The sequence below is a fragment of the Idiomarina sp. genome (genome assembly GCF_048260185.1).
Lineage (GTDB): Bacteria > Pseudomonadota > Gammaproteobacteria > Enterobacterales > Alteromonadaceae > Idiomarina.
Genome location: NZ_JBLXHB010000002.1, coordinates 336930 through 349347, shown reverse-complemented (window position 1 = coordinate 349347; position 12418 = coordinate 336930). Strand labels below are relative to the sequence as shown.

The 12418-nt window shown below is 47.7% G+C and carries 10 protein-coding genes; 3 read left to right on the top strand and 7 right to left on the bottom strand.

Translation table 11 applies throughout. The features are described from left to right. Window positions 1–66: 66 nt before the first annotated feature. Window positions 67–504 (top strand): hemerythrin domain-containing protein, encoded by a 438-nt coding sequence (locus ACN0RF_RS07315; protein ID WP_417438547.1) that lies wholly within the window; start codon window positions 67–69, stop codon window positions 502–504. A gap of 19 nt (window positions 505–523) precedes the next feature. Here ACN0RF_RS07315 and rraB read toward each other — a convergent pair whose 3' ends face one another. The 6 genes from rraB to ACN0RF_RS07285 all read right to left on the bottom strand — a co-directional run bounded on the left by rraB (window position 524) and on the right by ACN0RF_RS07285 (window position 6978). Beyond that, window positions 524–910 (bottom strand): ribonuclease E inhibitor RraB, encoded by a 387-nt coding sequence (gene rraB / locus ACN0RF_RS07310; RefSeq protein ID WP_011235179.1) that lies wholly within the window; start codon window positions 908–910, stop codon window positions 524–526. Continuing rightward, window positions 907–1647, bottom strand: a complete 741-nt coding sequence (locus tag ACN0RF_RS07305; RefSeq protein ID WP_417438546.1) for a 1-acylglycerol-3-phosphate O-acyltransferase — start codon at window positions 1645–1647, stop codon at window positions 907–909. Before ACN0RF_RS07305 ends, rraB begins: the two co-directional genes overlap by 4 nt. Before the next feature lie 13 nt (window positions 1648–1660). Next, entirely contained in the window at window positions 1661–3904 is a 2244-nt protein-coding gene (gene parC, locus ACN0RF_RS07300) for a DNA topoisomerase IV subunit A (protein WP_417438545.1), read from the bottom strand. A gap of 26 nt (window positions 3905–3930) precedes the next feature. Then, window positions 3931–5823 (bottom strand): DNA topoisomerase IV subunit B, encoded by a 1893-nt coding sequence (gene parE, locus ACN0RF_RS07295; protein ID WP_417438544.1) that lies wholly within the window; start codon window positions 5821–5823, stop codon window positions 3931–3933. A gap of 66 nt (window positions 5824–5889) precedes the next feature. Beyond that, window positions 5890–6351 (bottom strand): DUF1249 domain-containing protein, encoded by a 462-nt coding sequence (locus ACN0RF_RS07290; protein WP_417438543.1) that lies wholly within the window; start codon window positions 6349–6351, stop codon window positions 5890–5892. Between the two features lie 9 nt (window positions 6352–6360). Next, window positions 6361–6978 (bottom strand): NUDIX domain-containing protein, encoded by a 618-nt coding sequence (locus ACN0RF_RS07285; protein WP_034822499.1) that lies wholly within the window; start codon window positions 6976–6978, stop codon window positions 6361–6363. A 184-nt stretch (window positions 6979–7162) separates the two neighbouring features. Between ACN0RF_RS07285 and tolC the strand changes: the two genes are divergently transcribed. Together tolC and lpxL are read left to right on the top strand one after the other, a co-directional pair. Beyond that, complete coding sequence (tolC, locus tag ACN0RF_RS07280; RefSeq protein ID WP_417438542.1) at window positions 7163–8548, top strand: outer membrane channel protein TolC; 1386 nt, start codon at window positions 7163–7165, stop codon at window positions 8546–8548. 100 nt (window positions 8549–8648) lie between these two features. Then, window positions 8649–9590: an LpxL/LpxP family Kdo(2)-lipid IV(A) lauroyl/palmitoleoyl acyltransferase gene (gene lpxL, locus ACN0RF_RS07275; protein ID WP_417438541.1), complete on the top strand. Its 942-nt coding sequence runs from the start codon at window positions 8649–8651 to the stop codon at window positions 9588–9590. On the opposite strand, the gene glnE is transcribed toward lpxL, so the two are convergent. After that, entirely contained in the window at window positions 9569–12415 is a 2847-nt protein-coding gene (gene glnE, locus ACN0RF_RS07270; protein ID WP_417438540.1) for a bifunctional [glutamate--ammonia ligase]-adenylyl-L-tyrosine phosphorylase/[glutamate--ammonia-ligase] adenylyltransferase, read from the bottom strand. The two genes, lpxL and glnE, sit on opposite strands and share 22 nt — an antisense overlap. Window positions 12416–12418 lie beyond the last annotated feature (3 nt).

The window sequence follows — 12418 nt, the reverse complement described above, 5'->3', positions numbered from 1 at the left end:
TTTTAACTAATCTATTTCTATCAGGCTCTCGTATCAGCAAAGAGTCGCTAAAATTAAGGAGAGCGCATGACTATTTTTGAAGAACTGCGAGTAGACCATGACAAACAGCGTCAACTTCTCGATATTTTATTGGAAACAGAAGGTGACGCACCAGAAAGAGAAAAGCACTATCAACAGTTAAAAGTGCAACTTGAACAGCATGCCGCTGCGGAAGAACGATACTTCTACAATCCTCTTATAAAAGACGACGACACGATAGAGATGTCTCGTCATGGTATTGCTGAGCACCATGAAATTGACGAGCTAATTGAAACACTTGAGCAAACTGAGATGTCATCTCCTGCGTGGCTTCAACACTTTAAGAGCTTGAAACATAAGATTCTGCATCATCTGGAAGATGAAGAGCAGGGATTTTTCCAGCGTGCGGGAAAAGTATTAGACGAAGCGGAAAAAGCGTCTTTAGGTAGTGAGTATCGCAGTATGATGAAAGAAAAAGGTCTATAACCTAGAGAATCGGAGAGGATTACTCCTCTCCATCATCTAAGTCTTCATCGTCAAGCTCTTCATCTTCAATCAGCGTGCCCCAACCGTCGTACTCCACTTCGCATTCGTCAGCAATAGCGGCTATTTCACGCACCTGACGGTTTAAAATGTCGTTATCAAGTTCAGCGTCTGTGACCGCCATAAAAGCAAACCAACGCTTGCCACGTTCGTCTTCAAACTCGTCGGCATCATCTACATGATATCCCTGCTTAACCAGTTCAACAGCGGCTTTTTCGAGTTTGGTAAAGTCCTGGCTGGCTAAGTGATGTTCAATTTCATACAAGAGTTCTGTTTCTGCACCATCAGCAATCAAAGCCTGTACAGTTTCTTCACTTTGGGTAAGTAGATCATTAAGATCTCGACTCATGTCTTTTCCTTTTTAGCCTGTTCTTGCTCAATGCTCGCGTTTAACTGCTTAATTTTATCATCCATTTTTTGATGACAGTGAGCACTCAGTTCACGTAGATTCTCTCGCTGATAATTGGCAATTCTCACCGGTTCAAGAAACGCCACTTTTAACACTCCGTTATTCCAGCGGTTCATTTTTATCTTACCGTGCAATTCAGATACACAAACCGGTACTACGTCCACTTGAGCCCGGTACGCAGTATGAAAAGCACCGTTTTTAAATGGCAACAAACCACGTCCATAACTGCGTGTGCCTTCAGGAAACATCCACACCGAAATATCGCGTTGCTTTATCGCATCCGCCGTCTGCCCGATTGTGCCATGAGCTTTACCGGCATTTTTTCTGTCTATAAGGATATTGCCTGCCAACCAGTAGAGCCAACCGAAGAAGGGGATCCACCTAAGGCTCTTCTTGCCGACGGTCACCGTATTTTTTGGCAGCATTGCTGCTATGGTAAAAATTTCCCAGCTATTTTGGTGATTACAAATAAAGACATAAGGCCCGCTCTTTTCAATATCCGGATGCCGACTCACCTCAATTCGCATACCCAAAACCCGTATTGCCCAACCAAAGATATGGGCAAAACGATAGGTATTGTTGCGGTGAAAAGGCCGGACAATGCAAAACAAGCAGCCGACAACACCGAACACCACAACAAAACCGCCAAGAAACAACCATCGCAACAAGGCTAACATCCAAACTCCCTAATTAATCCTTGTTTTCCTCAACCACTATTTCGTCGACACGTTGCAATCCGCGCGGCAGTTTATTGCCCCGGCGGCCACGTTCTCCGTAATAATGTTCTAAATCAGCCGGCTTCAGAGTCAGCTTGCGTTTACCCGCGATGAGAGTAATGGCAGCATCCGGCGCGGCGGTGGCCAGAGCAACCACATACTCTTCGCGGGACTGCGCTCTTAAGGCCGGAATACTGATTAACTTATTCCCTTTTCCTTTGCTCAACTGCGGTAAGTCTGCAACCGGGAAGACCAACATCCGGCCCTCGTTGGAAATAACAATGACTTTGTCGTGTTGCAAGTTATTCACATTATTCGGCGGCAGGATTTTAGCCCCGGTCGGTAATGTAATAATGGCTTTTCCATTTTTATTACGACTGACTAAATCACTAAATTGACAAACAAACCCGTAGCCTGCATCGGAGGCCAGCAACAAATGACTTTCATCTTTTGCCATCAAAACATGCTCGACATTCTCACCAGCAACCAGGCTAAAACGTCCGGTCAGAGGTTCACCCTGACTTCTCGCTGATGGCAACAAGTGAGCTTCACAAGAAAAGCTTTTCCCTGAAGTATCCAGGAACACCACCGGCTGATTACTCTTACCCTCAGCCGAAGCAAGATAGCTGTCTCCGGATTTATAACTGAGCTTATCGCCTTCTATATCATGGCCTTTGGCTGTACGTACCCAACCCTTCTTCGAAAGCACGACAGTGACAGCTTCAGCAGGGGTTAAGTCCCGTTCGCTTAGCGCTTTTGCTTCAGAGCGTTCAACAATAGGTGAACGACGTTCATCGCCATAATTCTCAGCATCCGCCAGCAACTCTTTCTTAATCAAAGTTTTCAACCGACGATCAGAACCCAGCAAGGTTTCAAGCTTTTCTCGTTCTTTATTCAATTCATCTTGTTCGCCAGTCAGCTTCATTTCTTCCAATTTGGCTAAGTGGCGTAACTTCAATTCAAGAATCGCTTCAGCTTGCTTATCGGTGAGCGCAAAACGGCTCATCAGCTCTTCTTTCGGCTTGTCTTCTGTACGAATAATCTCAATAACTTCATCAATATTGAGATACGCAATCAACAAACCTTCCAGAATATGCAAACGCGCCAGCACTTTATCTAAACGATGCTGCAAACGGCGGGTAACAGTGGTCTGACGGAATTCCAGCCACTCCTTCAAAATGCCCACCAAAGGCTTCACTTTTGGCCGGCCGTCTAAACCGAGAATATTCAGATTAACCCGATACTGCTTTTCTAAATCGGTGGTAGCAAACAAGTGGTTCATTAACTGTTCGGTATCGACCCGGTTTGAACGAGGAACCACAACCAACCGGGTCGGGTTCTCGTGGTCAGACTCATCCCGCAAGTCAGACACCAGAGGAAGTTTTTTCGCCTGCATCTGATGCGCTATTTGCTCTAAAACTCTTGCACCTGAGGCCTGGTGTGGCAGCGCCGTAATAACAATTTCGCCGTCTTCAACGCTGTAACAAGCTCGCATTTTAATGCTGCCACGCCCGGTTTCATACAGTTTGACGATGTCTTCCGACGGCGTAATGATTTCTGCATCTGTCGGATAATCCGGGCCCTTCAACACTTCCATTATATCTTCAAGCTGGCTGCCGGGCTTTTCCAGTAACATCGCACAAGCATTTGCTACTTCACGGGCATTGTGCGGAGGAATATCCGTCGCCATGCCAACTGCAATGCCGGTAACGCCATTCAACAAAATATGGGGTAACCGCGCGGGCAGAACCTGTGGTTCTTTCATGGTGCCGTCGAAGTTCGGTATCCAGTCAACCGTGCCCTGACCCAGCTCACTCAGCAGTACTTCGCTGAACTTAGACAACCGGGCTTCGGTATAACGCATGGCCGCGAAAGATTTAGGGTCATCCGGCGAACCCCAGTTACCCTGACCATCGACCAGAGGGTGACGATAGGTAAAGGGCTGCGCCATTAATACCATTGCTTCATAACAGGCGCTGTCACCATGCGGGTGAAACTTACCCAGCACATCACCCACGGTACGAGCCGATTTTTTATATTTTGCTAATGCAGACAAACCCAGCTCTGACATTGCGTAAACAATGCGTCGCTGTACCGGCTTAAGACCATCGCCAATATTTGGCAATGCCCTGTCCATAATTACGTACATGGAGTAATTAAGGTAGGCCTCTTCGGTAAAGCGACTCAGTGGGCGGGTTTCTGTAACTTCCGTCGTCATTCTGACTTCTCCTTGCTCACAAGTGCTTACAGTTCAGCCAAATCGGCCATGTTACCTTTGCTTTCCAGCCAGGTACGGCGATCACCAGCGCGTTTTTTCGCTAACAGCATATCCATTAACTCTTCCATTACTTCGCCGTCATCAATGGTCAACTGGACTAACCGGCGGGTATTAGGGTCCATGGTAGTTTCCCGCAGTGTCAGCGGGTTCATCTCGCCCAGACCTTTGAAACGCTGCACATTGACTTTACCTTTGCGTTTTTCGGCTTCAATCCGGTCCAGAATGCCCTGCTTTTCTGCTTCATCTAACGCATAAAACACTTCTTTGCCCACGTCGACACGGTACAACGGCGGCATCGCTACAAAAATATGGCCATGCTCGACCAAAGGTCTGAAATGTTTTACGAACAATGCACACAACAGGGTGGCAATGTGCAGACCATCGGAGTCGGCGTCGGCAAGGATACAAATCTTTCCATACCGCAATTTGTCCAAATCAACACTGTTGGGATCAACCCCGACCGCTACCGAAATATCATGAATTTCCTGCGAAGCTAAAATTTGCTCCGGGTCTACTTCCCAGGTATTTAAGATTTTTCCCCGCAACGGCATCACCGCTTGAAACTCGCGGTCACGGGCTTGCTTAGCTGAGCCCCCTGCCGAGTCACCTTCCACTAAAAAAAGTTCACTGCGACCAGGTTCCTGACTCGAGCAGTCGGTGAGCTTGCCGGGCAGCGCCGGACCCTGAGTTACTTTTTTACGAACAACTTTTTTACTGGCTTTTAAGCGTCGCTGCGCGTTACTAATACAAACATCAGCTAACAGCTCGGCTTGATCGGTATGCTCATTCAGCCACAGGCTAAAAGCGTCTTTTACCACGCCGGAAACAAAACTGGCCGACTGACGGGACGACAAACGTTCTTTGGTTTGTCCGGCAAATTGCGGGTCCTGCATTTTTGTCGACAGGATATAACTGCAACGCTCCCAGACATCTTCCGGTGTTAATTTGACACCTCTGGGTAACAAGTTACGAAACTCACAAAACTCGCGCATAGCTTCCAACAAGCCCTGGCGCAGTCCATTAACGTGTGTACCTCCGAGCGTAGTAGGAATGAGGTTAACGTAACTTTCTGAAACCCCTTCTCCACCTTCCGGAAGCCAGGTAACGGCCCAGTCAACGCCTTCAGTCTGAGAGCTAAAACTTCCGTCAAACGGCATTTCCGGCAGCGTCGGTACATCTTTTACCGCTTCCACCAGGTAGTCTGTCAGACCGTCCTGATAAAACCAGGTATCTTCTGTGTCATCTATTTTATTGCGGAAGGTTATTTTAAGCCCAGGGCAAAGCACCGCCTTAGCTCGCAAAATATGTTTTAGCTTGGTAACCGAGAATTTTGCCGAATCGAAATATTGAGGGTCTGGCCAAAAGTGAACACGGGTGCCGGTATTTCTCTTGCCTACGGTGCCGGTAACCTCCAGCTCGCTGACTTTATCACCGTTTTCATAGGCCATTTCATAAACCTGGCCGTCACGCTTAATAGTCAGCTCAACGCGCTTAGAAAGCGCATTAACGACCGAAATACCCACACCATGCAAACCACCGGAAAATTGATAGTTTTTATTTGAGAATTTACCGCCAGCGTGCAGTTTGCTCATAATCAGTTCAACGCCGGGAACCCCCTCTTCCGGGTGGATATCCACCGGCATTCCCCGTCCATCATCTGTCGTTTCGAGAGATTGATCGGGATACAAAACAACAAGTAACGATTTAGCGTGCCCCGCCAGAGCTTCATCGACACTGTTATCTATAACTTCCTGACCCAAATGGTTAGGTCGAGAGGTGTCAGTGTACATACCGGGGCGGCGCTGAACCGGTTCCAGTCCGTTCAGCACCTCAATGGAGTCGGATTTATAGTCTGTCATGAGTCCCTGTTTTTATTATTGGCTCGATCCGCGAAAAGTGTGCCTCAATTTACCGCTAACTGGCGTCTATTTGAAGTAGTAAGGCATAAATTTCTGAACGGCTTCACTGAGTTTTGGTTGAATATGACCTTGCTTACGACACAATGTTAACCAGTCAGCCAAAAACTGATTAACCTGATGCTTTTCGTCGCGGTGTCGCATTTCGCGGTTAGGTTGTTGATAACGTGCCGCTAATCGGGTAACCCCCTGACTGGATATGATCTCAGCCATACGCACATCATGGTATAATCTTACCGTCATTTTTGCCTGTAAGTAATCCGCCCAGTTTGGCTTCAATTGTTCAATTTCTATATCTGAGGTGTAGCGCGATTCGCTAACATTACGTAAATTGAAGGCTAAGTTTTCGCCCGCGTAGAGCGTTACCTCAGCTTCAGATTCAAGCTGAGACAGCAGCGGTAACAAGCCTGCATAATTTCGTTCAGTTAGCCGGTGCAGTTCCGCAACGTCGACAACATAGCGCTGTTGCATAATAAAACCTCAGTTTTGCTCCTGGTCAGAGAACATCTTATCACGATGTAATAGCAACCATTGTAACCCAATAACACTAGCAGCGTTGTTGATTTCTTCACGTTCGAGCATGCTAATAACTTCTGTTCTGGGTAAGACATGAACCCGGATATCTTCGTCTTCTTCAACTAACCCGCCAAAACTGGCAGCTGATTGACTATCGACTTCAGCAATATAAATGGTCAGTTTTTCGTCTGTGCCACCGGGACTAGAATAATAGCTGGTCGCGTAAATTAGGCGTTTAGCTTTTAACCCTGCCTCTTCTTCTAACTCGCGCGTGGCGACTTCCTCTGCGCTCTCGTCAGCGTCAAACATACCGGCTACAAACTCAAACAACCAGGGGCCATTTTTATCATCAAGCGCACCCACCCTGAATTGCTCCAGAACGACCAGCTCGTCGCGGACTGGGTCATAAGGAATAACCACGACAGCGTGCCCGCGCTCCATTAGCTCCCGGCTTATTTCCGGACTCCAGTCACCGGAGAACAACCGATGTTGTAAAGAATAGCGATAAACCGATAAAAAACCTTGATAAAGGGGTACCTTTTCCTTTACTTTCACATCATCTCGGTGAAAACGAATCGTCATACTTACTGTCCTTTCTTAGGGGTAATTAAAGACAAACATTCTGTTACACTTGAGCGAATTCTGAAACCATGTTTTTCTTAAACTATCTGCGCAAATCATTTACACTGGTAATCATTCAACACTGTATGTAAACTATGCGCAATCATTGAACAATTGCATGTCAAGTAACAGGAATCTGACTACCATGAAAAAGCATATTTTGTCGGCAGCTGTCGGTCTGGCATTGACCACAGCCTCTTTTACGTCAAATGCTGAAGATTTGGCTCAAATTTACCGTTTAGCCGTAGATAACGACCCGACCTTATTACGTGCTGCAGCAGAACGCAATGCCGCACAAAAAGGTATTGATATTGCCAAGTCAGGATTCCTGCCGCAAATTTCAGGTGAGGCAGGCTACAGCGATTCAACCAGCGAATCTCCGCAAGTCTTTGAATCCGGAATTCAGGTTTTCGATAGCGACAGCAGTGGCTGGCAAGCAGGCGTAACCTTGAACCAGAGCATTTTTGACTGGAGCGTTTGGAAAAATTCGGACATCGCTGAGAAGCAAGCTTATCAGTCTGAAGTTGCTTACAGTAACGCTCAGCAAGACTTAATGCTTCGCGTAGTTAACGCCTATTTCCAGGCATTACAGGCTCGCGATGATTTATCCTTTGCCGAAGCTGAGAAAAAAGCCATTGAACGTCAACTTGAACAAACCAAACAGCGTTTCTCGGTTGGATTAACTGCAATTACTGATGTACACGAAGCTCAGGCTCAGTACGACAGCGCAGTTGCCCGCGAAATTCAGGCTCGCAACGCGGTAGAAATTGCACTGGAAGATATCCGTGAAATTACCGGTCAATATCCACAAACTCTGGCCGCACTGGATACCGAGACCTTTTCGCCCAGCAGCCCGGCACCGGACGATGTTCGTCAGTGGGTCAAGAGAGCCGAAAACAGCAACCTGAGCTTATTAGAAAGTAAGGTGTTAGTTGATATTGCTGAGCAACAAATTCAATTGAATCAAGCTGGGCATTATCCAAGTGTATCTTTGCAGGCAAGTTACTCCACACAAGACAACGAACGCACAATAACGACTGACAACGGACAGCAACAGACCACGAATTTACCTCGTCTGGACAGTCGCTCTATTGGCATCAATGTCAGTGTCCCCATTTTCTCCGGGTTCCGTACCTCGTCTGAAGTTGCGCAAGCGCGTGACAACTACGTAGCCAGCAGCCAGCAAATGGTGCAGACTCGCCGCAACATTGAGCGCGAAGTGCGTAACGCTTACTATCAGGTGTCAGCATCAATTGCCAGCATCAATGCATTCCAGCAGTCAGTGGTATCTGCCGAGAGCGCATTGAAAGCTACTGAAGCGGGTTTCGAAGTGGGCACACGTACCATTGTAGACGTACTCGACAGCACCCGTAACCTGTACAATGCAAAACGTAATTTGTCAGAAGCCCGCTACGGCTATATTCGTCAAATTTTGACACTTGAACAAGCCGCTGGACAGCTGCAGGAACAAGACCTGATGGCCATTAACAGCAGTCTTTCTGAAAGCGTACAAGGCACTGCCGCAGACTAACAGCGCAGACCACGGCACCGCCTGACTATTGGCGGTGCCTCATTTTTGAATTTTTATGTTACTATCCGCGGCAAATAGCGAATAATAAGCGACATCAGCTGTGATCGAACCTCCCAAATTTAAATTCTACTTTTTACACCCTAAGTTTTGGCTTACCTGGCTCGGTGTTTTCATCCTGTATAGTGTGTCATGGCTGCCTTATCGGCTTCAGCTTGCCATGGGTCGCGGATTGGGCTTGCTGTTTAAAAAGCTCATGCCGCGCCGGGTGAATATTGCCCGCACCAACCTAAAGCTTTGCTTCCCTGAATACAGCAATGAAAAAATCGAGACGTTGCTAACCGAAAATATGAAAAATACCGGAATAGCGTACTTTGAAGTTGGTATGGCCTGGTGGTGGCCGAATTGGCGGATTAAACGTAAACTGCATGTTCATGGCGAAGAGCACTTACGTCAGGCTCAGGAAGATGGCAGCGGAGTTTTATTATTGTTGTTTCACTTTCTTAGCCTTGAAGTTCACGCCCGCTTACATGGCTTTGTCGAGCCGGCAGTTGGTCTTTATCGCCCACACAATAATGCTGTTATGGAGTTCTTACAAACCCGCGGCCGAGGGCGTTCAAACAAATATATGATCCAGCGTCGCGATGTCAAAGCCATGATGAGATCACTTACCGAAGGCGACATCGCAGGCTACCTTCCGGATCAGGACTATGGCCGTCGCCGTGTCGAGTTTGTTAAATTCTTCCAGGTACCGGACGCATCAACCACGCTAGGCACTATGCTGTTCGCCCGCAACCCTAACTGCAAAGTTCTGGTCAGCCGTTGCGTCAGACGTGACGACGGACGCGGTTACGATCTCTTTTACGAACCTCCACTTGACGATTTCCCCACGGGAGACAATAGGGCGGATGCGGAACGCGTTAATAGCCTAGTAGAAAGCGCCATTCTAAAAGCTCCTGCGCAATATCTCTGGGTTCACCGTCGGTTTAAAACCCGCCCGGATCCCGACATGCCAAGCTATTATCAGTCATCTTCCAGTAAGTGATTCCAGCAATTCAGCACAGCCTGACGTTCGTTGTCCAGGTTGTGCTCCTCCAATAACTGTTCACCCTGTAACGCCAGTGAGTGACTTTCACAGCGAAAAATTTGAAAAGCGTTAATTAAATTCTGAGCATCAACTTCTGAGAGCAAATGTAACTGTTGCGCTTCAGTCAGAAGCCTGACGTTGTCACTGTATTTGCATAGCTCCGGATATTTATACGCATAACGCAAAACCAGATACTGAGTGATAAATTCAATATCAGCGATACCGCCCGGGTCCTGTTTTAAGTCAAACTTCCGGCTGTTTCTTTGGGTCAGATGTTCACGCATTTTTTCACGCATATTGACGATATTCTGACGCAGCTCTTGTTCATCTCTTTGTTGAGATAAAACACTCCGTCGTATATCCATAACTGTATCGCGTAAAGTTGGAACACCAAATACAGGTCGCGCACGCACCAATGCCTGCAATTCCCAGGTCCAGGCGTCATCGCGCAGATAACGGGCAAAAGAGCTCACCTGAGTCACCAGTAAACCAGCCTGCCCCGACGGTCGCAAGCGTAAATCTACGTCATATAAAATGCCCGCAACGGTGCGGGTAGTGAATAAATGCAAAACTCTTTGCGCCAGCCGTAAATAAAACTGCTGAACTTCAATCGGTCGTCGACCGTCTGTCTGCCCCTGATAATTGGCATCTGTTACAAAAACTAAATCAAGGTCGGAACCATAACCCAGTTCCTGCCCGCCTAGCTTGCCATAGCCCAACACCGCAAAGCCGGTATTGTCTATGCTGGTACCCTCAGGCTTTCCATGTTTTTGTGCCAGTTGTTGCCAGGCCAGACCAACCACTTCAGCGATAGTCGCTTCAGCCAGCGCACTCAAATGGTCACTAACATTCATCAATTCTAGAACACCACTGATATCCGCTGCGGCAATTTTCAGTTGCAGCGCCTGCTTGGCCTGACGCAATGCATCCATTTGTGTTTCCAGATCTTGCTCAGGAATACGTACAAGATATTCCCGTAGAACGGCCGCATAGTCCTTTGACTCAGGCAGGCTGTAAAGCTGCTGAGGATCAATCAGTTCATCCAGAAGTATGGGGTGCAAAGCCAACTGCTCGGAGATCCACGGGCTGGCCATACACAATTTACAAAGCTGCTCGCGAGCGCCGGGGTTTTCAGCCAGCAATTCAATATACGCCGTTCGGCTCATAACCGCTTTAATAATAGAAAGCAGCCTTTCCAGCAACCGCTCCGGGTGCTGATGCAAAATAGCATGCCGGAGCATTATCGGCATTAACCTAGCTAATGCAGAACGCCCTCTTGGGCCTGAACTGCGACGGCGGCTTTCCTGACGAAAGTTTTTAATCAGAGTCCATAATGCCTGAGGTTCATTAACCCCTTCACTTCCTATTATTTCTAGCGCAGCATCATCATCCAGCATGTCCTGCCACAACACCTGCAAGCCTTGCTCGTCCTCATCATCTTCGGACTCCGCGCCTACCACTTGCTGAAACTCGGCATGAATGCGCTCCATGCACTTGTCTATTTTTCTCTGCAAGGTTTCCCACTCAGGTTCATTCAGCATTGTGCACAACCGTGCGCGGCCAGTTTCATCGCTGGGTAATTGCTGAGTTTGCTGGTCATCAATTTGTTGCAGGCGGTGCTCAATAACCCGCAAATACTCGTAATCTTTTAATAGCTGACCGGCATGCTCCGAGCTTATCAACTCCAGTTCCACCAGGCCATTCATGGCAGTGTAGACTGAACGTGTCTGCAGTGATTTTTCCTGCCCTCCGCGGATAAGCTGATGCGCCTGAACAATAAACTCAACTTCACGAATCCCGCCGGCACCCAGCTTGATGTTATTTTTAACTCCCTGTCGGCGGGTTTCCTGGGTAATTAAAAGCTTCATTTTACGCAGCGCTTCAATGGCGCCAAAATCAATATAGCGGCGGTAAACGAAAGGTCGTATCAGCTGCTGAAACGCTTGCTCATACTGTTCATCTGCCCCTATCATGCGGGCTTTAACCATGGCGTAACGTTCCCAGTCACGCCCCTGCTCCTGATAGTAATGTTCCAGCGCATTCAAACTAGTTACCAGCGGACCCGACTGACCAAAAGGTCTTAACCGCATATCGACCCGAAACACTTGCCCGTCTGCAGTCGTCTCGTCAAGTAACCCAATCAGTGACTGCGCCAGCCGCTTGTAAAAAACCCCGTGCTCCAGATTACGTCCGGGCCCCTGGGTTTCGCCTTGTTCAGGAAAAGCAAAAATAAGGTCAATGTCGGACGAGAAATTCAGCTCCTTCCCACCCAGCTTCCCCATACCAATGACCAACATGGGCATTAGCTGATCATTAGCGTCAAGCGGTTTACCGTGACGTTGGACAAAGCGTTCAAACAACCACTCGAGACTTTTATTGATTGCAGCATCAGCAAAGGTACTGTAATGATGTAAGGATTCTTTTAACGACACTTGCTGCAGGATGTCGGCTGCGGCGAGCTTCGCCATCCAACAGTGCCTTAGCCTACGGAGGCATTTTTTAGCGTCATCTTCATTCGTTATTTGGCTTAACGACTCTGCTATACGGTCACCGTAGCTGTCAGCATCAATCAAATAGACAGTGGTTCCACTGCCGTCAAAAAAATCGGTTATAAGATGCTCTGGATAACTTTCAGCAACCCTGCCAATAAAAGGACTAACAGCAAACAATGCCCGTAATCTTTGCTCCTGTTCAGCTGTGAGCTTAATACTCTCTGCAACCTCTTTAAAACGTTCCCAGGCTGTTTCAGTCTCGCTCATCAATTTATTGTCGGGAGTCTGCATAAC